Genomic DNA, 22,809 nt, shown 5'->3' with positions numbered 1-22,809 from the left:
GGTTCCCTCACAGCACCAGGCCGGGAGCTACCCGACACCAATCCTGCTGCAACCCACACTAATCGGCTTGGCGTAGTCTGCTTGCACCAACCCGACTCCTGTACGGATTCCCAACCCTTGTGCGTACCTCAATTGTCCTCCGTGTCAGGAAGACCGGCAACACCCACACGGGGATAGAACCCTCATGTTTCGCACCGAACCGCCTGGGCCGCAACGTCATCCGGCCGCCCCGGCCCCGCGGTCGGGAGTGTCGCCCGGCCATCCAGCCCCGCCGAGCCCGCCAACCGACCCCGCCCCGCCACACGCCTTCTCGTCGCTGCCCGGTTTGACCGCACCCCACCCCCGACCGGCAAGCCACCTACCAACCCGGCCACCCGCCCACCTCTCCGTCGCTGACCGGTTTGACCACAAGCCCCTACAACCTGAAGGCCTCAGCAGCAAGGGCCAGCGCCGCGACTGCCGTTCGCTCCGACGAGCGTCGCCATGCCCGTCACGCCGCTCGTATCGCCACCCATTGCGCCGCAGCCTGATCGGGCACGGGCAACACGCTTATCCGGATCATTTCGCATGCGCCTCACCGTCGTCGGGTTCGGTCGCGAGCGCGCCGGTCATGGCCGCGACCAGATCGTCGGTGCTCGCCTCCCCGGCGGCGAACCGGGCGGTGCGGCGGCCCAGGCGCATGACCTCGACCCGGTCGGCGACCTCGAGGACCTGCGGCATGTTGTGGCTGACCAGCACCACCGACATGCCGGCGTCGCGGACTCGCGCGATCAGCTCCAGGACCCGCTGCGTCTGGACCACCCCGAGCGCCGCCGTCGGCTCGTCGAGGATGACCACGTCGGTCGCCCAGACCACCGCCCTCGCGACCGCCACACTCTGCCGCTGACCGCCTGAGAGCAGCCCGGTCGGGATGGTGACGCGCGGGATGCTGACCCCGAGCTGCTCGAGCGCTTCGGCCGCGCCGCGGCGCATCGCCCGCTTGTCGAGGAGGCCGAGCCGCCCCAGCGCGCCGCGCCGCATGATCTCCCGCCCCAGATACAGGTTGGCGGCGACGCTGAGGTCGTCGGCGACGGCGAGGTCTTGGTAGACCGTCTCCACGCCCTCACGCCGAGCATCCACAGGGGACGAGAACTGCACGGCCCTGTCGCCGATCAGGATCTCGCCCGCGTCCGGCTGGTGCACCCCGGAGAGCACCTTGATCAAGGTGCTCTTCCCGGCGCCGTTGTCCCCGATGAGCGCGACCACCTGGCCGCGCCCGACCGTGAGGTTCGCGCCGCGCAGGGCCTCGACATGCCCGAAGCGCTTGACGATCCCGCGCGCCTCCAGGACCGGGGTTTCCGTGCTCACTGGTCGACCGGCGGGTTGTCGCAGCTGGGCTCCAGGACCGCCTGGACCTCAGCCGTGTCGATGTTCTCCGGCGTCACGAAGGTCACCCCCGTGTCGGCCGAGGCCATCGGCGTGCCCTCCCGCAGGTGCTCGACCATGTTCGCCACCCCGAGATAGCCCATGTTGAACGGGTTCTGCACCACCAGCGCGGCGATCTGGCCGTCGCGCAGCGCCGCGATCTCGTCCGGGGCGGCGTCCCAGCCGATGATGACGACCTCACCGGTCCGGCCCGCGGCCTCCACGGCCTGGACGGCGCCGAGCACGCTCGGCTCGTTGGCAGCGAAGATCCCGGCCAGGTCCGGGTTCGCGGTGAGCAGGTCTTCGGTGACCCGGCGGGCCTCGTTCACGTCGCTGTGGCTGGGCTGCTGGCCGACCAGGTTCAGGCCCTCGTGGGCGGAGAGGCCTTCGGTGAAGCCCTCGACCCGTTCGGTGTTGGTCTGCGAGCCGGGCTGGAACTCGATGAGCGCCACGTCGTGGCTGCCCTCGCCGAGCGCTTCGGCGAGCAGGTTCGCCGCCTCGGTCGCACCGGCGCGGTTGTCCGTGGCGTACAAGGGGACTTCATCGGGCTGCGGATCGGTCCCGGAGTCGATCATCGCCACCGGGACGCCGGCGTCGAGCGCGCTCTGCGTGGCCGGGGCCAGTGCGGCGGAGTCGGTGGCGGCGTACACGATGCCGTCCGCGTCCTTGGTGACGAAGTTCTGGATGAGGTCGAACTGGCCCTCGACGTCGGTCTCGGCGTCCACACCGTCCCATTCGACGGTGACGTCCCCGGCGGTCTCGGCGGCGCATTCGGCTCCGGCCTGGACGGTGTTCCAGAACTCGTGGCCGACGGCCTTCGGCACGACGGCGATCTCCAGTGGACCGTCAGTGGTCGTGTCGCCGCCGCCCGAGCCGTCGCGGACGTCGACGCAGGCGCCGGCGGCCAGCGCCGTCATCGCGGCGAACACGGCCAACCCGAAGCGGGCCTTGGTACTCCTTGCCATGGTCTCTTCCTTCCGCAGTGCGAGGTGGGATCGCTCAGACGCGGGTCTCGAGGCGTCGGCGACGGTACTGGTCGAAGTAGACGGCGGCCCAGATGATGAGGCCGACGATGACCTGCTGGTAGTGGATGTTGATGCCCAGCAGCACTGATCCGTTGCGCACCAATGCGATCAGGAACGCGCCGATGAGCGTCCCGGCGATCCGGCCCTGGCCGCCGAACAGGCTGGCGCCACCGATGACGGCGGCGGCGATCACGTCGAGTTCGAGGCCGATGCCGTAGTTGGGCTGGCCGGAGCTGACCCGGGAGGCGGCGATCATGCCGCCGAGGCCCACGAGCGATCCGGCGAGTGCGTAGACGGCGATGAGGTTGCGGCGCACCGGGACGCCCGCGCGCCGGGCCGCCTCCAGGTTGGAGCCCATGGCGTACACGTGCTGGCCGAAGCGGGACTCGGACAGCAGGTACCCGGCGGCGAGGGCGACGATCGCGGTCACGACGACGGCGAAGGGGATGCCGCCGATCACGCCGTTGCCGATGAGCTGGAAGGACTTCGGGAGGCTGTAGACGCCGACCGCGCCGGTGACGATGAAGACCAGGCCGCGCCCGACGGACATCATGCCGAGGGTGGCGATGAACGGCGGGAGCCGGGCGAACGCGACCAGTGCGCCGTTGGCGAGTCCCGCCAGCGTGCCGACGGCGATCGCGACGAGGGCCGCCGTCCACACCGAGAATCCGAGGTCGCGGACCACGATGGCGCCCATGACACCTGAGAGCGCGGCGACCGATCCGACGGACAGGTCGATGCCTTTGGTGATGATGACGATCGTCTGCGCCACGGCGATGACGGCGATGACGGCGGTCTGGGAGCCGATGTTGAACAGGTTGTCCGCGGTGAGGAAGTGCGGGCTGGCGAAGCAGAGTGCAGTGAACAGCACGACCAGCGCGGTCGCGGCGGTGAACTCGGAGACCGCGACCGCGATCCGCTCCCGCATCCACTCCACGGCGTGGGCGCGCAGTTCGGTCATGCCAGGGTCCAGCGCTGGTTGGTGCCGCCTGTGCAGCTCCACAGCTGCACCTTGGTGCCGTTCGCGGTCGCCGAACCGGCGACGTCGAGGCACAGTCCGGACCCGGCGTTGGTGATCGTGCCGTTCGCATTGCGGTTCCACCGCTGGTTCGCACCGCCGTGGCACGACCAGACGATCGCCGCCGTACCGTTCGCCGTCCCGCCCCCGGAAGCGTCCAGGCACCGTCGGTTCCCGTCGGCGTACACCGTCAGTTCGCCTGCGGCCGTGTAGGTCCAGCGCTGGTTCGCTCCCGACCAGCAGTCGTAGATCTGCAACTGCGTCCCGTTGGTCGTGGACTGGTTCGGCACGTCCAGGCACCGTCCCGAAGCCGCCGAACGCAGCGCCCCGACGGTCGTCCCGCCGCCGCCGCTGCCGCCGTCGAGCCCGAGGAAGGCGATGGCGTACGCGAGCATGCCCGGCTGGGGCAGGGTGTGGCCGGTCCCCGAGATGCTGATGCCCTCGATCGTGGCCTGGGTTCCGGTGGCGCCGTGGCGCGTCCGGGTCCAGCTCGACTGCGGGTGGTCGGTGAACGCCGGGGTCTGGCTCAGGCCGTGCAGGTTGGTCCACTGCTTGATCGACTCCCCGTAGTTGGGGTAGGCCAGCACGGTGTCCTCGGTGCCGTGCCACAGCTGCATCCGCGGATAGGGGCCGGTGTAGCCGGGGTACATGGCGCGGGCGGTGTCGCCCCACTGCTGGGCCGATTTGACGATGTTGCCGCTGGAGCACTGCCCGTTCCACAGTGAACCGTCGTTCGTGGCGAAGCATCCGGCCGGCACGCCGGAGAAGGCCGAGGCGGCGGAGAAGACGTCCGGGTACTGGGCGGCCAGGACGTTCGTCATCATGGCGCCCGAGGAGAACCCGCTGACCACGATGCGGTCCGGGTCCACGTTGTATCGCTGCCGCGTCCAGTCGACCATCGACTTGACGCCGGTGGAGTCGCTGCCGCCGTCGCGGGTGAGGCCCGCCCGGGTCGAGACGTCGAAGCAGCGGCCGTCGCGCGTGGCCTCGGGGATGACGATGACGTACCCGTACCGGTCGGCGGCGGCCACGTAATCGCGCCCGTTGCCGCCGAAGACGGCGCCGGCCGAACCGCCGCAATAGTGGACGAGGACGAGCAGTGCCGGTTCGGGCGCGACGTTGTCGGGGACGTAGAGGTACATGCCGAGACTGGTCGGGTTGCTGCCGAAGTCGGTCACCCGGGTCAGCGAGGCCGCCGATGCGGGACTGGCCGCCAGGAGCACTGTGCTGACCGCCAAAGGCAGCGCCAGCAGGGCCGCGACGGCCGCCCGGATCAATCGTCGCATCGGTCGATGCCTCCTTGCGGAATCGGTTCGAACGCGCCCGAAAGCATCGATCAATACATGTATATCGATACGCCGGACTTCACAGCGTACTGACATAAGACGTATGACGTCAAGACATCCGCCCCGGCCCGGCGGCGTGGGTGGGCCTTTCAACGTCACAGAGCGACTTCGCCCATGAAGGCGCTCGACCACCGCCGGGCCGGGCCGGCCGTACACATCGATGGAGCGCAGGCGAATCAGCGGGGCAAAGGCCTTGAACTTCGGCCCACCGACGGTCCTATGCAGCTCCATTGCAGCGTCTGCCGCGAGGCGCGTCGATGCCTTCCGGTGATCCCGATGACGAGGTGGCGTTCGGCGGTGTCGGGGTCGGAGACGGAGAAGCTGCGTGCCTCGCGTTCCATGGCTGCTGCGGCCGCCTTCAGCAGCCGCCGCCATTCGGCGCCGAGTTCAGTCTCCATGCGGCACGGCCCGGGTCCCCGGCGAGCCGAGCGCCGCGGCGGGCTAACCGTCGTAGTCGTGCGCCTCGGTCCTCGCTTTCGGCGATCGCCACGATTCGGCGCGCCATGCCGGAGAACACCAGGCCGTGGAACGGCAGCACCGCGAGCCAGTAGAGCCGCCCCGAGAGCCCGCGCGGGAAGAAGACCGCTCGCTGGCGGTATCGCGTGCGTGCATTCGCCTCGCACGAGAGGTCCAGCCAGGCGAGGCCGGGGAGCCGCATCTCGGCGCGCAGCCGCAGCAGCCGACCCGGCTCGCACACCTCGACCCGCCAGAAATCGATCACGTCGCCGACCCGCAGCGCCGAGCGGCTCCGGCGCCCCCGCTTGAGGCCCACCCCGCCGAACACACGGTCGCTCCACCCCCGGAGCGCCCACAGCAGCGGTGTCGAATACCAGCCGTTCTCACCGCCGATACCCTCGATCACCCTCCACAGTGCCTCCGGGCTCGCCGTCGTCTCGACCGCGCGGACATCGGTGTAGACCGCCCGCCCGGCCCACTCCGGGTCGCTCGGCAGCGGGTCGCTCGGTGCCTGCGCCACTGTCGCGTCGGCCCAGCTCGTCTCCACCCGGTCGACCTCGATGCGCCCCAGAGCGAGTCGCAACGCGTCGTCATACGAGGTGAGTCCGCCGGGCGGCGGAGGGATGAGCTGGTCGATGCGATGGTCGTGCATGACGCAGTCGTGCTGGAGGGATTCCACGAGCGGCCGGGCGAGGTTGCGCGGCACCGGGGTCACGAGACCGACCCAGTGCGACGCGAGGCGCGGCGTCAGCACCGGCAGCGCCCAGATACGGCGGCGCGGCAGACCGGCGAGCCGCGCGTACCGGTTCATCATCTGGTCGTAGCGCAGCACGTCGGGACCGCCGATGTCGAACGCGCCGCTCGCGTCATCGCCGACCTTCAGCGCACACAGCAGATAGTGCAGGACATCCCGAATCGCGATCGGCTGGATGCGGTTGCGGACCCACCTCGGCGCGGTCATCACCGGCAGCACCTCGGTCAGATGCCGGATCATCTCGAACGAGGCCGACCCCGACCCGATCACCACGCCTGCCTGGAGCACCAGCGCGGGCACCCGCGAGCTGCGAAGGATCTCGCCCACTTCACGTCGCGACGCCAGGTGCGCGGAGAGCGGCCCAGATCGCGGGGAGAGACCCCCGAGATACACCAGCCGCCGCACGCCGGCCTCCTCGGCGGCAGTGGCGACGTTCCTCGCGATGGTGCGGTCGATACGCCGGAAATCACGGCTGTCGGTCATCGAGTGGACCAGGTGGTACGCGAAGGTGACCCCCTCCATCGCGCGCTGCACCGCGTCCTCGTCGGCGGCATCGCCCGTGACCACCTCGACAGCGTCGGACCCCGCGAAATCGCGCGCCCGCTCCGGCCGCCTGGTGAGCAGGCGGACCCGGTACCCGGCGTTGAGCAGCCGCGGCAGCAGCCGCCCTCCGATGTACCCGGTGGCCCCGAGCAGCAGCACCAGGGGCGCGGTCGCATCCGCGCGGGCGGGCGTCCAGCGGTACAGCGGCTCGGCACCGCTCGGCGCCGTGATGTCCGCTCGCGGCTCGCTCACTCCTGTCACGTCGTCGACTCCCAAACTCGCAACGCCATCGGGCGCGGGGCCCGCCCCCGAACGAGCCTCGCACGCGCGCGGCGCACCCGAGGTCCGAACATGAGAACCGCACCCGCCGCCGCGTAAGGGCTGCTGCCGCTCGCGCAGCCAATGCGCCATGATCGATCCGTGAACGATGCGATGACGACCGAGCCCGATGCTGACGGACGGGCCTGGGACTCCCGGCTGGGCTGGGCGTACGGGCTCATCGCCGACGACCCGCTGGACCGGGCCGCCGCCCACATGGGCCACGCGCAGGCGCGCGAACGCGTCAGCAAGGCGCTCAAGCATTTCAATGAGACCTTCGACCTGAACCACCCCAACGGCCGGATCGAAACCTGGGTGCTCCCGCTCGCCGAGGCGTACGAGGCCCACCGCGACGCCATGCAGCACGTGCTGCCCGATGCCCTCTGGAACCGGCCGTCGGGCGCTCTCGGTGACTGGCCGGGCCTCCCGTACGCCCTGCTCTACCTCGAATGGGAAGCGCGGTACCCGCAGGAGTGGACCACTCATGCGAAGAAATGGGGCTCCAAGGCACGCCTCATCCGGAAACTGGCGGACCCCGACCTCCCCGCGGCGGCGCAGGCGAAGCTGGGGGAGTTGATCGACCTGGCGGTCCGGCGGGCCTACCGGTGCAAGGACCGCGAATATGTCCACGTCGCCCGCGCCATCGACGGCCCGGGCCTGCGCATGAAACTCGAAGCAGCCGCGGACGCAGACGACCCGTGGGCGAGGCTCCACGCCGGATACGTCCTCTGGCTGCTCGACCGCCCCGACCTGCCGAACACCCGGCGGACCTGGGAGTTCTGGCGAGCGGGCAACGGACGCGACACGTCGGACCTCCTCCCCTGACCTGATGAACGATCAGATCAGCGGAGCGCGCACTCGCGAAGATCCTGCAGCAGGAGGCCGATCAGACTCTCCTCCATCACCGCTCGCCCCTCGGCGGCCATGAACTCGCCCAGTCGATGATCCCAAGGGGGCTCGACGCGGCTTCCGCGGAGGGCGATGCCTTTGGCGCCAGAGCGGTAGTCCTCAGCCGACATGCGCCATGGTTCGGCGTTGGCGAACCGCTCGAGCCCGCGCTTGACGATGCGGAGGCCCGCCCAGTCGAAGTCGGCCCTCCAAAGGAGCCGAGCTGTACCTGCGGCTCCAAGGAGCCGGTACACCGCGGCCGAGGGCACCCCTTCTGTGCACACCAGCGGCGGGCAGTCAGGGCCCATCGCGTCGGCGGCGGCTCGGACGATCGACGGATTCTCCACGATGCTGACGACCGGCACGTCGACGGCGAACGGCTCCCGTCGCAGCTGCTGGAGAGTGAGCCGGAACGGAACGCCGCGGGCCGAACGCAACCATTCGCCCACTGCACCACCGGTGACGGGGACGTTGAGCACGAGCACCTGGCTGGCGATGTCGTCGGAGACCAGACCCGCCCACTCCAGCAGCTCCCGTTCAGACTCGGCGTCCCCGGGGTACTCGATGCCGCGCCACAGGGACAGGGCACGCAGCAGCATGCTTCTCGACCGTCCTGATGAGAGCGCCTTCGTGTCCTCCAACAGCCGCTCGGCGAGCACCGGCAGCGGCTCGTCGTCGGCCGGCAGCGACTCCAGGACCCGGATCATCGGGCGCAGGCTCGCTCCATCGCGCGCGAGTTCCGAAAGCACGCCGTTCGACCGCAGCGAGTCCAGCCAACGGGCGAACCAGTCGCGCCGGGAGAGCGACGAGGCCCCGGCCTCGTCGAGGATCCGCGCCACGCCGGCCTCCCGTTCGAGCCGGCTGCGCCGCGCCGCGCCGATCTCGACGCCCAGCTCGGCGAGGATCAACGACTTGAGATCGCACCCGAACTCCACTGCGACATACGCCTCCAGCTCCTCCACGGTGAGCCGCAGCGTCTGCTGCGAGGCACGTCGATGCCTTCCGGTGATCCCGATGATCAGGTGGCGTTCGGCGGTGTCGGGGTCGGAGACGGAGAAGCTGCGCGCCTCGCGTTCCATGGCCGCGGCGGCCGCCTTCAGCAGCCGCCCCCATTCAGGGCCGAGCTCATTCCCCATGCGGCACCGCCCGGGTCCCCGGCGAGCCGAGCGCCGCGGCCAGCGAACCGTCGTAGTCGTGCGCCTCGGTGTTCTCCGAACCGTTCCACACCATCAGCATCGCCGAGACCGTCGCGGTCGCCTCATCGTGGCTCAGCGAGTAGTGCGCCGCCCCTTCGACTTCGGGGAACGTCGCCCACAGGTCGTATCCGGTCATGACCATCTGGAGGTCGAACTCGGCGGCCAGGCTCATCAGCTCACCGCGGCCCTTCTCGTCGACACCGGCGAACGCCTCGTCCAGGCCGATCATGCGCGGGGCGTGCGCGGCGGCCGAACCGAACACGGCGTTCGCGGCGGCGAACAGCGGCAGGTGCAGCGCCACCGACTGCTCACCGCCCGACAGCTGCGAGTGCACGCGCTTGGTGAGCCGCTGCTTCTGGCCGTCGGGACGCACCAGCGTGAACTCGAACTTGCGCCATCTCCTGTAATCGAGGATCTCCGCGAGCAGGTCCCGGTACGTGGTCTCCGACCTTCGCCGCGCCCGCTCCTGCTTGATCCGGTCGGCGAAGTACTTGCGGATCTGCGGCATCATCGTCGACAGCTTCGCCGGGGCGGCGTTGAACAGGGAGAACAACTCTCGCTCGGCGGGCTCGAAGTCCTTGAGCAGCCATGAGACGCCGAGCCGCAGCCCGGAGGAGGTCCGCCGCTCGCGCATGGCCAGGTCCATCTGATCGACCAGGTCGCGGGACTCGAGGACGCGCTGGTGGATCTGACCGGTCAGCGACGTCAGCAGTGCGTCCTCGAGGACGTGCTGCTCCTTCTCGGTGAGGAGCTGCCCCTGCTCCTCCCGCTGCTCGTGGAGCCAGCGCCCGTAGCGGCCGACCGCCTGCCTGCCCTCATCGGTGTCGACCTCGACCCTGATGATGCCGCTCGCGTTGTCCCAGCTGAGGTGATGGTCCAAGCCGGTCGCCGGGAGCTGGGCCATGACCTCCTGGAGCCGGGTGGTGACGATGGTGGTGGCGGCCTTGGCGCTGTTCTCGGTGGCCTGCACATCGGATGTCGCCGAGCGGAGGTCGGCGAGCAGCGCGGCGACAGCGGCCGGAAGCACTTCCTTCTCCGGGGCCATATCGGTTTCGGGCCAGCGGTGGCCGGTCGGGCAGCCGAGGATGTCGAGCAGATCGTCATCGCAGAACGGACGCAATGCGAAGCTCGCGACCCGGGCTTCGCCTATGGCGTCCACGGTCCGCTCGGCGGCGGCCTCGGCATTGGCACCGGCGGCGCTCTTGGCGCCCACGCCCGCTTCCCGCAGCCGGTCGGCTTCCTTCGCCGCGAGCCTCGCCTGCTTGACTTCGCCGTCGAGTGCCGCGATCTGTTCGAACACGGAGGCGGTGTCGGCGTCGAGGCTCCGCTCGATCGATATGAGCCGCGATCGCAGCCGCCGATGCTCCTCTTCTGCTGACCGGGCTCTGGTGCTGATGGTCTGCACCATCGGCACGAGGCGGTCCGCTCGCTCCTGCTGCCGCTTGAGCCGCTGCCCGAAGTCCGCGTGCGTTCGCATCGAGGTCAGCAGATCCCGCACGGAGACTTCGAAGTCGGCCACCGCTCGGCGGACCGACTCGAGGTTGCTCCGGGCGAGTTCGTGCCGCCGTTCGGCCTCCTGAAGCCGCTGCGCCGCTTCGTGTTGCCGTGCCACGGCCTGTTCCAGTGCGGCTCTTGCCTTCTCGAGGTCCCCTGCCCGCTCGGCGCGGAACAGCTCTCGAGTCGTGACGTGGTGCAGTGCCCGGACCAGGCCGGTGGTGCGGGGCATGGCGCGCAGGGCCGCATCCAGTGCCTGGACCTCCGACTCGCAGCCGTCGACGGCTACCTGAATTTCACCGGCTTCGCCTTGCAGCGCTTCGATCTGCTCCTCGAGCTCCCGCATCCGGCGCTCGCGTCGGCGTCGGCGTGCGGTGGCGCCGATGAACTCCGGGGACGGTTTGCCCGCGCGACCCGTGACGGCTCCATGCGCGAACCGGCCGGACAGGTCCACGATCGAGTAAGCGGTGCCCTCGTTGCTCCCCAATGGATGAACGGCGATCGATGCCAGGATGTCCTGCACCGGGAACGTCTCGGTGTCGTCCTCGCACTCCAAGTACTCGGCGAGCGTGGCCCCGCTCGGCCGCGACGCTCTCGGCAGCGGCCTGAGCGCGTGGTCCGACGCGTCTGCGATGTCCCCGAGCCAGGCGTCGAGGACGCCAGCCGCTTCGAGCGCGGCTTCGATGGCGGCGGCGTCGCGGTCGTCGACGTTCTCCTTGAAACGCACCCGCTGCCACAGGGGCGCTCCGGCCCGCCCGTCGCGATGCCGGTCGCGCCAATGCGGCGGAGGCGGCGCATCGTCGCGTTCGTCGCGGATCTGCTCCCACTCGATCCGCTTCGAACCGATCATGCCGGTGACGCCGCCCAGGCGCGTCCGCAGCTCGTGCATGCGCTGCTCGATCGCGCTTCGCGCGGCCCGGGTGCGTTCGATCGCCCGTTCCCGCAGATGCGGCGCGGTCTCGGCGTCGGCTTCCGCGGCCCACGCGAGCGCTTCCTCCCGCAGGTCGACCTTGAGTGCGTCGCCGTGCTCGCGGGCCCAGTCGTCCAGCGATCGTTCGAGCCCGGCGCGCTCGCCGACCACGGCTTCGTGTGCGGCCGTCAACGCCGTCGCGGCCGCCTCGAGGTTCGACTCGGCGGTCTCGGTCCGCTCCTCATCCGTCTTGCGCTGCGCGGTCGCCGCATCCAGCGCCTTGCCGGCTTCGGCGACCTTGCGGATGTCCTCGCCGCGTTCCTCACTGGCCGCCGCCGCACCGCGGCGCAGCCGTTCGGCGTCGTCGATGAAACTCCATTCGATGCCGCCTCGCTCCGCGAAGCCCGCGGTCTCGCCGGATCGCAGTTCCACTGCGGCGGCAGCGGTTTCGGTCTGTTCGGCGAGTTCACCGACTTCGGCGTTGGCCTTCTCAAGCTCCTCGGCCTGGGTGCGAGCCGTCTCCGCGAGAACGCTCGCCTGCTCTTCGGCCGAGGCGACGGAGCGGCGCAGGTCCTCCAGTTCCAAGCGGGAACGGTAGGCGTCGGAGTCCTTGAGCCCCTGAAGCGCGCCCTCCAGTTCACCGACGTGATCGGCGGCCGCGCCGGCGATCTCGGTGAGCCGCTCCAGTTCCTCGCCGGCCTTCCTCGCGCGCGCCTCGGCCTCGGCCTCCGCGTCGAGCGCGGTGTCGACCGCATCGAGGCGCGCGGCGACGCCGTCGACCGCCAGCTTCGCCTGCGCCCGCACATAGGTGCCGTACCGGGTCAGGAATTCGCCCACCTGCTCGTCGGCCGATCGCAGGCTCGCGAGCGTCTTGGCGACCTCCTCCATGTCCTCGAAGGACTTCGCGGCGTCGACGACGAGCTTCTCGTCGATCGGACGCAGCCCCTCCGACAGCGTGTCCGAGAGCGACTCGGGGTCGAGCTCCTTCGCGAGCTGCGGCCTGCGCAGCGTCAGCACCAGCTCGAGCATCTGCTCGTAGCGTTCGGTCTCCAGACCGAAGAGCGCGGCGTTGACCCGGTCGCGGTACTCGCGCGGCGCATCCACCACCGTGCCCTCGGGGAACTGGGCGATCATCTCCTTGCGGTTGCAGACGCGGTCGTCGGGGCCGATGAGGCCGAAGTCGACGCCGACGCGCCCTTCGACCACGAAGTGCCAGCGCTTGACCGCGTCCTGGTGCTTGGCGGCGCGCAGTCCGATCCCGATCGTGCGGTGGCGTTCCCCGTCGGAGAACTCCATCCACACGTAGCCCATGCCGTTCTCCTTGCCGCCGAACAGCAGATTGGACTTCATCGTGCGGTCCTGCGAGGCGAACGGGTTCAACCGTCGCGGAGAGATGTTGCCGTCCAGCAGAAACGGGAACAGCATCTCCAGCGCCTTGGTCTTGCCGGAGCCGTTGGGGCCGCGCAGCACCAGCCAACCGTCGGCGAACACGAACTCCTCGTCCGCGTAGTCCCACAAGCCGATGATCCCGGCCCTGGTCGGGGCGTAGCGTGGTTCCTTCATTCGCGCTGGTGCTCCTCGCGGAAGACGGTGTTGCGGTAGCGGCCGGCCAGCGGTTCCAGTGCGATGCCGCCTTCGACCCTGCGGGCCAGCCTGAATCGTTCGAGCAGATCGATCGCGTCGCGCAGCAGCAGCATCGGCGCCTCGTGATGGTCCCGTCCGAAGTTCTTCGCGAACCGGATCAGGATGTCGCCGAACGCGTCGTGCACGGCCTTGTCCGGCAGGAACGGGAGCACCACGGCTGCGGCGCTCGGTGCGGCGGCCGAAGCAGCCTCCTTCTCGCTCGCGAAGTTCCCGGTCACTGGAATCGCCTCGTCGATCTCCAGTCGCAGCCGCTCACCGAGCACGGTCGGCACCTCCCGCTCGGCCGTCGCCACGTCCGGGTCCACATGGAGGTCGCTGCAGGCGACGAGCAGCAGCAGTGCCGCATTCGCCACCGCGCCCTCCCTCGGGAAGGCCTCGACGCTGAGCCTGGCCGTGTCCACCAAGAGCACGCCTTCGCGCCGCCGCTCGAAGACGAGGCCGGTCAGCCGCTGCAGGTCTTCCACGATGGCGCTGCCGCGCAAGTGGTTGACGACCGCGTCGGGATGTTCGGCGTAGTAGGCGACAGGCTGCTCCACGACCGCCCGCCGTGCGGCCTGCCCGGCCCGCTCCTTGAGCACCGACTCGGAGTCGGTGGCGACCGGCTCGCCGAGCAGTTCACCTGTGCTCGATACCGACTGGAGCATGACCCGCGAGCGCCAAAGCGCGAACAGGGCGTCGCGGTCCACGTCGTACAGCGCGTCCTGCTGGTCGGGATCGGACGCCCAAGCGTCGGAGGATCCATCGGCGGCGCGGACGACCGATCGCTCCTCCAGCCAGGCGACGGCGTCGACGAACGCGCGCCGGTGCTGGTAGTCGACGTCGTCGAACCCGAGGGCGGTGATCCGGTTCGCATCACCCTTGAGCAGCGCGGCGAGTTCGCTGACGGTGGTCTGCGCGCCGCATCGCGCCAGCAGCGCCGTGATCAGCGACAGGTAGGCGTAGCGGCGGCGGTCGAAGGCGCGCCCGGTCCGGGTCCGCGCGGGCTGGCCGGGGTCGAGCCGGTCCTTGACGCGCAGGAGGCGCGCGGTGTCGCCGCGCAGCACCAGCTGGTAGCCGAACGCTTCGCGCAGGTCGAGCGCGAGCGTCTCGGAGAACCGGCGGACCCGCCCGATGGTCTTGTGATCGGGGTAGGTCGCGGTGACGAACGGCGTCTTCAGGAGTGCCCGGACCGCCTGCTGATAATCGGACAGCTGGTAGTCCGAGATCTCCCGGGCGTACCGGCTCATCGCGTCCGCTCCACTGTGAGCGAGAGGCCCGCGAGCCGCAGCGTGCCGCTCTTTGCGGCGACGACCGTGTCGCCCTCCGCCGGCGAGATCGACAGCCGGATGCCGTGTGAGACCGCCGAGACCGTGTGCCGCAGCGGACCGCGCCGCTCCGACACGGCCTTGTCGATCAGGCGCAGCAGCAGACCCAGCTGCCGGTCGTCCAACACGGTGCCCTCGAAGCCGGTCCGCGCTTCGTCGGCCATCGCCAGTGCCGACTCCCGGTCGCCGCGCACCTGCTCCATCTGCTCCTCCCGGAGCCGCCGCCGGGCCGCCTCGTCGCGTCTCACTTTCACGCCGCGCGTGTCGCGGTTGCCGGTGGACCGGCCCTTCTCAAGCAGCGTCTTCGACAACTCGACCGCGTCGGTGTCCCACCACGACGCCGCGGTGGCATGGATCTCGGGCTCCTCATACGGCCGGTTGACGTGCAGCGGCCCGCCGAGGTCGAACACGGCGTCGAAGAGCGCGTGTGCCGCGTTCATGGTGGGCGCGTTCACGAACCACGCGGCCAGGTGCCGCAGCTGCGACTCGCGGCTGACACCGCCGCGCCGGGCGTCGGCGAGCTGCCGGACCATGCCGGTGATGTCGGAGATCGCATTGAACGTGGCGTGCGAGAGCCGATCGACCTCGGATCCGAGCTCCACCGAAGGCGGGGCGAGCCACGCCTTGACGCCTTCCCACCGGCGCCGCCAGTCCGCGAGCCGGTCCGCATAGGTCCCGAACGGCCGGCCGTCGTGCTCGGCCGCGGTCTCCACCAACCGGTCGATCCCGCTGTCCTCGACCGCCGTCGCCGCCTCGAACAACAGCGGGGAATACCGCTGGAGCTCGTTGTGGAAGTCCCGCAGGTGGCTGATGAGCGCGTCCTTGTGGGTCTGGAAGATCGCCGCGTTCACCTCGGTGGTGCGCGTCAGGTCCCCGATCATGGCGTAGAACCGGGCGGCCTGCTCGGCGACCTCGTTCAGTGAGCCGTCGATGCGCCGGAACCGCCGCAGGACCGTGTCGCCGTCACCGCTTCTATTGGCCGCCGCAAGCTGTTCGAGGTCCTCCAGCAGGTCCCGGAACACGGTGCGGGACAAGGAGGTCTCTTCCATCGTCGCCCCGAGCACCGACTCCACCGCGGTGAAGGCCCGGTGGCCGGCCTCGGTGAACTGGTAGACCGAGTGGCGGCGCCGGTACTCGGCGATCGTGACCGCCCGGGCCGCATCCTGGGTCCGGTCCAGCACACCCCAGTCGTCGAGGGCGTCCAAGCGGGCGGCCAGATCGAGCTCATCGCTGCCGGGGCAACTGCCGTCTCGCTCGGCGAGCTCGTCGAGCGCCTGTGAGACCGCCTCGGTCGACAGCACGACCTGGTAATTCGCACGGGCCCGGTCGATGGCGCGCAGCACCCAAAGGTAGTCGTGCCGTTCAGGGGCGGTGACGAAGCTGAACAGCCGCATGCGGTCGTCGAGCCCGACCGCATCCAGCCCGAAAGCGTACGTAGGGGAGTCGGTCACTGCTGTATCGAAGTCTTCCGATCACGGTATGGAAGCGAACCTCAATAACGCTAGCAGCGGCCGCTCGCACACCGCTGACCGGTTCACTGGCGGAGGCGCCCCGCGACCAGGTCTTGGAGGCGGTTCTTGAGCTGATCGACCGGCCGGTGCAGTCGGTTCTCGCGCTTGAACGCTCGCTCGGACTTGCGGGCCCCACGTGGCCGGTCGGCCCGGTAGCGCCATCGCGCCCAAGGCGATTGCGGACGCGCCAGCCGGATCGCGCCGAGCAGCAGCGGCAGCAGCATGAATACACCGAACACCGCGGTCCAGATCTTGCCCTTGAGCACGGTGATCACGGCCAGGCCGAGCCCGATCAACAGGGGCCATGCCTGCCAGGCGCCCGAGAGGTTCTTGTCGGGTTCGAACCCGAAGAACGGATGCAGGCCCAAGAGCAGCAACGCGGTGACCGCGATGATCCCGAACACGGCGTCCACCGAGATCCGGCCCTGTTCGGACCAGTAGACGTCGTCGAGATGGAGGATCAGGGCGAACTCGTCGATCACGAGCGCGGTGCCGATGCCGAAGAGCGCGGCCGCGGCCGCCGTCCATCCCTCGAGATCGTCCGGGACGGCCAGCCCGGCGACTCCGCCGAGAACCATGAATCCGAGTCCGAACACCATATGGTGGAGGTGCATGTCTCCGGGCGTGACATTGCCTGGCCACCAGCGCACGTCGGCCCTGATCATGCGGACCGACAGGCGGATGAACAGGAACCCGACCACCATGCCGGAGAAGAAGCAGAACAACGGCAGTCGCCCTGCGTCGATGATCCGGTCGCTGAACCATGCACCCATGGCCGTCAGCCGATCAACCGCATGACGACGGCGCCTCGCCCTGCTGCCTGCCTGTCCATCTGGACATGGTCACACAGGCTTCCCCTGGCCGGGCCGCTTCCGGCTCGGTCACGCAGCGATGGCGCCTATCCTGTGGAAGGGCCGTTTTCGGCCGCGTCGGCTTCCGGCGGGCGGTCGAGCGCCCGCACGATTGCGAGGAACGCGATGAGCATCGAACTGAACCACACGATCGTCTACGCCGAGGACAAGCGGGCCTCGGCCGAGTTCCTGGCCGACCTGCTCGGACTCGGCACCACGACATTCGGCCCGTTCGTCCAGGTCACCACCGCCAACGGCGTCGGGCTCGATTTCGCGACCGCGCCGAAGGGCGACATCACCCCGCAGCACTACGCCTTCCTGGTCTCCGACGAGGACTTCGACGCCGCTTTCGCCAAGATCCGGGCGCGGAACCTGACCTACTGGGCCGATCCGTCGCACCGGCGCGAAGGCGAGATCAACCGCAACGACGGCGGCCGCGGCGTGTACTTCCTCGATCCCAACGGCCACAACCTCGAGCTGATCACCGTCCCCTATGGCGGATGGCCGACCCGATGAGCGGTCCGCCCGGCGGCCTGCCGCATCTCAGCCGATCGGCAGGACGAAACGCGGGCGGACGCAGGCGAGCAGTGCGTGGATAACATGCCGTTGTGGCCGATGTACTGATCACCGGAGCGAGCCGCGGTATCGGATTTGCGCTGACTCGCGAGTATCTGAAGAGGGGCGCTCGAGTATTCGCGGGTGTCCGTGACCCCGAGAACGCATCGGCCTTGCACGCCTTGGCCGCAGACGGACTCGTGATCGTGCCTCTCGACGTCCGATCACAGCGAGACATCGAGGACGCCGCGGATGTCATCGCGTCCCACGGCGGACTCGATCGCCTCGTCAACAACGCAGGGGTTCTCGAGCCGAGCTCTGGGCTCGCCGAGGTCGACGGGCCGCGGATGCTCGAAGTGTTGCGTGTCAACACGGTCGGGCCGATGTTGATGGCCCGGCGGTTCCTCAACCTGCTGCGCCCGGACGCTCGGCTGGTGAACCTCACGATGCCCACCAGGCCGATCGGCAGCCTCACCCGTACAGAGAACCACGCGTTCGTCGCCAGCCGATACGCGCTCAACGCGCTGACGAAGATGATCGCCGTCGAAGTCGCCGACACCGGACCGATCGTGGCGGCCCTGTGGCCCGGCTACCTGCAGACCGACATGACCGGCCATGCCGAGAAGGCCACCCCGCTCGAAGCGGCGATCCCCGGCGTGGTCGACCTCATCGAGCGACTCGGCCCCGCCGATCACGGATCATGCCTGCTGCCCGACGGTTCACACGCCCCCTGGTAACTCCGTGACGCGGCGCTGAACGACGGTTCCGCGTTCCGGTCCGCCGTCAGCGAAGCAACCGCGCGAGAGCGGCCGCATCCTGGAAGAGTCGATCAGCCGGCACCTCACGCATGGGCCCGTTGGGAAGTGGGCCGCCAGGCGCCGGGTCGTCCCGGTACCGGGCGGTGACATGCGTGTGCAGGTGCGGCATTCCGTTGCCCAGCGTCATGTAGTTGATCTTCAGCGGCTGGAAGTGCTGCTCGATCGCCGCGCCCACCCGCATCACCTCGCCGTGAAACCGGACCGATTCCTCTGCGGACAGATGGTGCGGCTCGACCACATGCCGACCTCTCCAGATGACGACCGCATAGCCGCGCACCATCGCCCGTCGAGCGAGATACGCATCCGTCACCTCGCCGGCGTGGAAACGCAGACCGACACGTGACTCCGAAGGTCGTCCCTCGGTGCAGAACCTGCACACCGCCCCGCTCACGCGGTCCTGCCAGTCGTCGGGCCAACTCATGATCTCGATTCTGCCACCGGGAGCGCCCAGCGACCGCAGAGCGAAGTCGTCATGCCGCGCCAATGGCGGAATGGTGCCACCATCCCCGCCCGTTTCGCTCCTGTAGCCTGCTTCACCGGAGTCCAGCCGTTGCCGATCGCGGCTCCAACCGTTAGGCCATGCAGGGCGAGCCTGGAGGTGCGACATGGGACGGGACAACCAGAAGCGACGTAAGGCCAAATCACGGGAGAAACTCAAGCGCCGCCTCAGAGACCGAAGTGCAACTCCAGGTCCCTTCACCTGGGAGGAGCTCGTGGTCCAGGCCCGCTACGTCCTCGTCCAGATCATGACTGACGCATGTCCTTGCGGTGAGTGCAATGCCCCCACCTGGGAGGAGTCCGCGCGGCAGCTCTCCCGAGCGATGGCGCACGCCCGCTGGCCCGAAGCCGTAGGTGCCGCAATCGACACGATGGCCGAAGACGCGGTCGGCCAGGCATGGAACCGCGGCTGGATGCCCCGGGATGTGCTCAGCCTCATGGCAAAGGACGCCTCCACCCCCGCGGTGAAGGCCGCCGCGACGCTCATGCGCTCCGAACTGCGGCGCTATGCGGAGGCGCAACTGAGCGACCTGTGGAGCGCGCAGCGGGAATCGCTCGCTGAGCGCTCGGCGTCGGAGTCCGCCAAGGAAGTGCTCGAAAGCTGCGAAGGTCCGGCCTGGATCGCGGCCGCCGCGCCGATGCTGGAGGCGCTGTACACCCTCGCCGACCTTCAGCCGATCCCGATGGTCCAGCCGCGTCCGGGCGGGCACCCGAGTTCGGTGCGCGGCGACGGGGCGGAGTCGTCCAAAGTGTACGAGAAGATCCGGGCGCTGCTGGCCAAGGCCGAATCGACGGACTCCGACGCCGAGGCTGAGGCGTTCACCGCGAAGGCCCAGCAGCTCATCGCCAGGCACTCGATCAACGAGGCACTGCTGGCGGAGACCCAGGACGCGGCACTGGAGGCCGCCGCGTTGCGCGTCTACATCGAAAAGCCTTACGAGAAACCGAAATCCGAGCTGCTGCACGTCGTGGCCGACGCGAACGGATGCCGAGCGGTGTACTCCTTGGCCGCCGGGTTCTCCACCGTGATCGGTGGGCGAACGAACCTCCGCTCGGTGGAGCTGCTGTACAACTCGCTGATGGTGCAGGCGACGTCCGCGATGACTCGGGCAGGAGCGAAGCAGGACAGCGCAGGCCGGTCACGGACGCGTTCGTTCCGGCAGTCGTTCCTGGCATCGTTCGCCGTCCGAATCGGCGAGCGGCTGGCCGACTCCGCCGAGGCCACGGTCCGCGAAGTCGCCGAAGAGACCGGAACCGACCTGGTCCCGGTGATGCAGTTGCGGCGCGAAGCCGTGGACGCCAAGACCGAGGAGCTGTTCCCGAACCTGACGTTCCGGGCCGCCACGCGGATCAGCGACTACGAGGGCCACATCGCCGGCCGAGCCGCAGCCGACCGCGCCAGACTCCAAGGGGCCGAAGAACTCCGGACCCGCTGACAGCGGCCCTTCTCGGGCTACCGCGAGGTCGAGGAGCGCACGCTCGCGGCAGCTCTTCGTTGTTCTCGCGGCCCTACTTCTACTCGCGCTGGTACTCGTCGACAGCGAACCAGCGCGTTCGATAGTTGGGTGATGCTGCTCAGTCGTACTGTTCCTCGAATTACGGAGGGTGTGGGCGGACGTTGGTCGAATCTCATCGTGCGGCGACTGTGCTTGCGCGGCAGTCGTTTCGGGGTTACTCAGTGGCCGCCACTCTCCTGGGCGTCCAACTCCAGCGTTCGACCCGTGGGGGAGACATCGAGACCGGAGGGGCCGCGCCGCTGCTGTTTGATGTAGTGGCGCTGGCGGGCGCGCTCGGTCTCGATCCAACCTCGGCCTTCGCCTGCGACTGCTTGCAGGATGCGCAGGCCTTCCTCGATACCGGACGATTCGAGATCCAGGGAAAGCAGCGACCCCGCGTCTTCGCCTTCACCTTTGACTAGTGCCTCACCGTGGTTCGCGCCAATGATGATCCTCAGCTCTCTTCCGTGGATCTGCAGGTTGAGCGCATGGGCCAGTGTGAAGTCGCGGTACCCCTGGTACGCGGCCTGCTCCAGGTCGACGACCATGCGGCGTCTGCCTCCGTAGTGGACCCCGATCTCCACGACTCTGGCCGAGACGATCTTTTCGTACTGGAAGTTGTCCGTGCCGGGGAGAAGGTGCGAGCCGTTGCTGAAGTTGAGCGTGGCCGTGTAGACCCGCACGCCGTTTTCGGTGAGCAGGAAGATCCTCAGGTTGTAGGACGAGTAGCGGGTCGGTCCGAACGGCACCCGCGCGGCTTTGGCGTCCTCGGCCGATTCCGAGATTGCGAAATGCGCGATGACGTCCTGGTGCGGGAGGCGCAGCGCCTCCATCGCTTCGATCCGCAGCCAGTTCAGGTCGGCAGCCAGCCATTGGGCCATCTCGGGGTCGCTGGGCCGGTCTGACAGCCATTCGGCCCATTCCGCGTGCGACTGCCGGGCCCGCTGGAGTGCCTCCTCTGCGCGCTCGAGGCGTTCCGCGTAGTAGCGGCGTCCGATCGCGAGCTCGATGGCGTTGGGGAGGATCAACCATAGGGCACCTGCGATGGCAGCCGCAGAAACGAGGACTGCGAGGAACCCGAGCGCGCCTGTCGATACCCCGGCGATCAGCACCGTCGCACCGAACAGACAGATGCCGCCGATGACCCCCCATTGGGCCTCGGTCTCCGGCGGCACACCGTACTGCGGGTCCCAGAGCAGCCCGCTCTCGTGGTGGCCGGCCTGCTCTTTCGCGAGGTGGTCGGCTAGCCAGCGCAGTTCGCTCGGTCTTGTGTCGCCCTGGCAGTACAGGAGAGTGACGCGGTAGGCCGCCGTCAGGCGGAAGTCCTGGGTGGCGGCGAGCCACCGGTTCGGGGTGTAACCAGTCGGCGTACGTACTTCGAACGCGACCTTCAGCAGGTTCGCGAACGAACTGTTGAACGTGGTCTGCCGGTGATTCAAGGGCGCCCAGTTGAGGTAGATGCCGCTACCGTGCATTTCGGCGCGGCGATCTTGCATTCGCTTGGTGCGCAATGCGAGCGGTCGTCCGAAGTAGGCGATTAGCGTCGTCGACGCGGCGGTAGCGGCGAGCAGCGCGATAGTGGCGCCTCCGCCGGGGAAGCCGAGGGCCATGGGCAGCGCCACGAAGAGCGCGATCGCGAGGCCTCCGGCCACACTCGCCTTGGCTCCGGGCCTGGACTTGTACGGGACCGCCGCGGGCATCTTGGGCGGCAGCGGGTCGTGGATGAAGAACTTCGGGACCCGGCGCTCTCGATCTCCGGCGTGCCGACGGCGTTCGACGTCGGCACGGTGGTCCTCCCACAAGTAGTCGAAGACCGAGCCGCTGACGATCCGGTCCAGGTGCAGTAGCACCTCGCTCCTGACATCGGGGTCGAGCTTGCGCGTCTGGAGCAGTACTTGATCGATGGCGTCCTGATCGGTTCCAGCGGTACGGTTCAGGCCCGATGCCCACAACAATCCGCCGACTACTTCGACGCCCTGTGACCACGAATCGGCCTGTTCGTGGTCGGTCGCATCGATGCAGTGCTGGAGCTGGTCGAACTCCTCGCCTGACAGGTCGATGTCTGAACGGCCGCTCAAGATCGACAGCGCCCAGTAGAAGTACAACTGGTTCGACTTCAGGCCACCCTCGTAGGCGGCCGAAAGGAATTGCGCGGCGCGGCGGGGCACTCTCGCACCGAGCAGGTCGATGCCGATCTGGAGATTCCGGGTCGGATTATCGGTCGGTATCTGCTGGTAGATGCTGACATTGTGGATGACACCGCCTTCGTTGTCGATGCCGATCGGCGTCTCCCCGTTGGAGTTGACCGAGGCGCCATTCATTGGCCGATGGCCTTGATCGCGTCGGTGGCTTCCGCAACCGCCTTCACTGCGGCGGCGCTGCCGCCGACGATGCCACTCACGCGTTGGAGGAACCGGACCAGTCCAGAGCGGGACTCCTCGGTTGCGGCATCGATTTGCTTACCCGTGAGGATCGCGATGGCGTCATCGGCGTCGTCGGCGGGAAGCTCGCCGCGGAGCCGGGCCTCCTCGATTCTTCTGGTCAGGGTTTCGACGATGTCGGCCGCTTGCTGCGTCGCGGTCTTTGGCCCCGCATGGGCGCCCTGTTGATTGACCTGGACGTTGTGGATCGTGCCGCCGGTGTTCTGGATGCCGATGATGGAGTTGCCGTGGAAGTGGGTTCCACCTGCGGAGGCGTTCATCTAGGGTCCCTTCTGGGCGAGGTTGTCGGGGATCCTTGCTTGGAATGGGGGTTTGGGCGGGGAATTCCTTGATGCTAAG

17 protein-coding genes are annotated in these 22,809 nt (G+C 68.9%); 4 read left to right on the top strand and 13 right to left on the bottom strand.

The window, feature by feature from the left end; translation table 11 throughout:
* Positions 1-558 precede the first annotated feature (558 nt).
* The 5 genes from ACFO8M_RS18375 to ACFO8M_RS18355 all read right to left on the bottom strand — a co-directional run bounded on the left by ACFO8M_RS18375 (position 559) and on the right by ACFO8M_RS18355 (position 6,957).
* Positions 559-1,347: an ATP-binding cassette domain-containing protein gene (locus ACFO8M_RS18375; protein ID WP_387978226.1), complete on the bottom strand. Its 789-nt coding sequence runs from the start codon at positions 1,345-1,347 to the stop codon at positions 559-561.
* Positions 1,344-2,369, bottom strand: a complete 1,026-nt coding sequence (locus ACFO8M_RS18370; protein WP_387978225.1) for an ABC transporter substrate-binding protein — start codon at positions 2,367-2,369, stop codon at positions 1,344-1,346. Before ACFO8M_RS18370 ends, ACFO8M_RS18375 begins: the two co-directional genes overlap by 4 nt.
* A gap of 34 nt (positions 2,370-2,403) precedes the next feature.
* The gene (locus ACFO8M_RS18365) at positions 2,404-3,390 is read right to left on the bottom strand and encodes an ABC transporter permease (protein WP_387978223.1); all 987 of its coding nucleotides are present in this window, start codon (positions 3,388-3,390) and stop codon (positions 2,404-2,406) included.
* Positions 3,387-4,733, bottom strand: a complete 1,347-nt coding sequence (locus ACFO8M_RS18360; protein WP_387978221.1) for an extracellular catalytic domain type 1 short-chain-length polyhydroxyalkanoate depolymerase — start codon at positions 4,731-4,733, stop codon at positions 3,387-3,389. The genes ACFO8M_RS18365 and ACFO8M_RS18360 overlap by 4 nt, the downstream gene beginning before the upstream one ends.
* Positions 4,734-5,151: 418 nt before the next feature.
* Positions 5,152-6,957: an SDR family oxidoreductase gene (locus ACFO8M_RS18355; protein WP_387978220.1), complete on the bottom strand. Its 1,806-nt coding sequence runs from the start codon at positions 6,955-6,957 to the stop codon at positions 5,152-5,154.
* 9 nt (positions 6,958-6,966) lie between these two features.
* Here ACFO8M_RS18355 and ACFO8M_RS18350 point away from each other — a divergent pair, with 9 nt between their 5' ends.
* Complete coding sequence (locus ACFO8M_RS18350; RefSeq protein WP_387978218.1) at positions 6,967-7,689, top strand: hypothetical protein; 723 nt, start codon at positions 6,967-6,969, stop codon at positions 7,687-7,689.
* A gap of 17 nt (positions 7,690-7,706) precedes the next feature.
* On the opposite strand, the gene ACFO8M_RS18345 is transcribed toward ACFO8M_RS18350, so the two are convergent.
* The 5 genes from ACFO8M_RS18345 to ACFO8M_RS18325 all read right to left on the bottom strand — a co-directional run bounded on the left by ACFO8M_RS18345 (position 7,707) and on the right by ACFO8M_RS18325 (position 16,584).
* The gene (locus tag ACFO8M_RS18345; protein ID WP_387978216.1) at positions 7,707-8,888 is read right to left on the bottom strand and encodes a DUF2399 domain-containing protein; all 1,182 of its coding nucleotides are present in this window, start codon (positions 8,886-8,888) and stop codon (positions 7,707-7,709) included.
* Positions 8,878-12,915, bottom strand: coding sequence for a TIGR02680 family protein (locus ACFO8M_RS18340; RefSeq protein ID WP_387978215.1), 4,038 nt, complete (start codon positions 12,913-12,915; stop codon positions 8,878-8,880). Before ACFO8M_RS18340 ends, ACFO8M_RS18345 begins: the two co-directional genes overlap by 11 nt.
* On the bottom strand, positions 12,912-14,222 hold the full coding sequence (locus ACFO8M_RS18335; protein ID WP_387978213.1) for a DUF2398 family protein: 1,311 nt from the start codon (positions 14,220-14,222) through the stop codon (positions 12,912-12,914). Before ACFO8M_RS18335 ends, ACFO8M_RS18340 begins: the two co-directional genes overlap by 4 nt.
* Positions 14,219-15,751 (bottom strand): TIGR02677 family protein, encoded by a 1,533-nt coding sequence (locus tag ACFO8M_RS18330; protein ID WP_387978211.1) that lies wholly within the window; start codon positions 15,749-15,751, stop codon positions 14,219-14,221. The genes ACFO8M_RS18335 and ACFO8M_RS18330 overlap by 4 nt, the downstream gene beginning before the upstream one ends.
* A gap of 83 nt (positions 15,752-15,834) precedes the next feature.
* Entirely contained in the window at positions 15,835-16,584 is a 750-nt protein-coding gene (locus tag ACFO8M_RS18325) for a hypothetical protein (RefSeq protein WP_387978209.1), read from the bottom strand.
* A gap of 204 nt (positions 16,585-16,788) precedes the next feature.
* On the opposite strand from ACFO8M_RS18325, the gene ACFO8M_RS18320 reads away from it, so the two are divergent.
* Positions 16,789-17,178, top strand: a complete 390-nt coding sequence (locus ACFO8M_RS18320) for a VOC family protein (protein ID WP_387978207.1) — start codon at positions 16,789-16,791, stop codon at positions 17,176-17,178.
* Between the two features lie 92 nt (positions 17,179-17,270).
* Positions 17,271-17,954 carry an SDR family NAD(P)-dependent oxidoreductase gene (locus ACFO8M_RS18315; RefSeq protein ID WP_387978205.1) on the top strand — a complete coding sequence of 228 codons (684 nt, stop codon included), beginning with the start codon at positions 17,271-17,273 and terminating at the stop codon, positions 17,952-17,954.
* A gap of 46 nt (positions 17,955-18,000) precedes the next feature.
* Here ACFO8M_RS18315 and ACFO8M_RS18310 read toward each other — a convergent pair whose 3' ends face one another.
* The gene (locus tag ACFO8M_RS18310) at positions 18,001-18,456 is read right to left on the bottom strand and encodes an HIT family protein (protein ID WP_387978204.1); all 456 of its coding nucleotides are present in this window, start codon (positions 18,454-18,456) and stop codon (positions 18,001-18,003) included.
* 292 nt (positions 18,457-18,748) lie between these two features.
* On the opposite strand from ACFO8M_RS18310, the gene ACFO8M_RS18305 reads away from it, so the two are divergent.
* On the top strand, positions 18,749-19,969 hold the full coding sequence (locus ACFO8M_RS18305) for a DUF2786 domain-containing protein (RefSeq protein ID WP_387978202.1): 1,221 nt from the start codon (positions 18,749-18,751) through the stop codon (positions 19,967-19,969).
* A gap of 239 nt (positions 19,970-20,208) precedes the next feature.
* Here the strand turns inward: ACFO8M_RS18305 and ACFO8M_RS18300 are convergent, their stop codons facing one another.
* Complete coding sequence (locus tag ACFO8M_RS18300; protein WP_387978200.1) at positions 20,209-22,197, bottom strand: hypothetical protein; 1,989 nt, start codon at positions 22,195-22,197, stop codon at positions 20,209-20,211.
* Between the two features lie 149 nt (positions 22,198-22,346).
* Positions 22,347-22,730, bottom strand: coding sequence for a hypothetical protein (locus tag ACFO8M_RS18295; protein WP_387978198.1), 384 nt, complete (start codon positions 22,728-22,730; stop codon positions 22,347-22,349).
* Between the last annotated feature and the right edge of the window lie 79 nt (positions 22,731-22,809).

The organism is Glycomyces rhizosphaerae, from assembly GCF_042647865.1.
Lineage (GTDB): Bacteria > Actinomycetota > Actinomycetes > Mycobacteriales > Micromonosporaceae > Glycomyces > Glycomyces rhizosphaerae.
The sequence above is the reverse complement of the archived record's forward strand: the minus strand, read 5'-3'. Positions and strand labels throughout refer to the sequence as shown.

Bases quoted from the DNA above. Each gene is read 5' to 3' on its own strand.
- ACFO8M_RS18370 (WP_387978225.1), bottom strand. From the start codon at position 2,369: ATGGCAAGGAGTACCAAGGCCCGCTTCGGGTTGGCCGTGTTCGCCGCG.
- ACFO8M_RS18365 (WP_387978223.1), bottom strand. From the start codon at position 3,390: ATGACCGAACTGCGCGCCCACGCCGTGGAGTGGATGCGGGAGCGGATC.
- ACFO8M_RS18360 (WP_387978221.1), bottom strand. From the start codon at position 4,733: ATGCGACGATTGATCCGGGCGGCCGTCGCGGCCCTGCTGGCGCTGCCT.
- ACFO8M_RS18355 (WP_387978220.1), bottom strand. From the start codon at position 6,957: ATGGCGCATTGGCTGCGCGAGCGGCAGCAGCCCTTACGCGGCGGCGGG.
- ACFO8M_RS18345 (WP_387978216.1), bottom strand. From the start codon at position 8,888: ATGGGGAATGAGCTCGGCCCTGAATGGGGGCGGCTGCTGAAGGCGGCC.
- ACFO8M_RS18340 (WP_387978215.1), bottom strand. From the start codon at position 12,915: ATGAAGGAACCACGCTACGCCCCGACCAGGGCCGGGATCATCGGCTTG.
- ACFO8M_RS18335 (WP_387978213.1), bottom strand. From the start codon at position 14,222: ATGAGCCGGTACGCCCGGGAGATCTCGGACTACCAGCTGTCCGATTAT.
- ACFO8M_RS18325 (WP_387978209.1), bottom strand. From the start codon at position 16,584: ATGGGTGCATGGTTCAGCGACCGGATCATCGACGCAGGGCGACTGCCG.
- ACFO8M_RS18320 (WP_387978207.1), top strand. From the start codon at position 16,789: ATGAGCATCGAACTGAACCACACGATCGTCTACGCCGAGGACAAGCGG.
- ACFO8M_RS18310 (WP_387978204.1), bottom strand. From the start codon at position 18,456: ATGAGTTGGCCCGACGACTGGCAGGACCGCGTGAGCGGGGCGGTGTGC.
- ACFO8M_RS18295 (WP_387978198.1), bottom strand. From the start codon at position 22,730: ATGAACGCCTCCGCAGGTGGAACCCACTTCCACGGCAACTCCATCATC.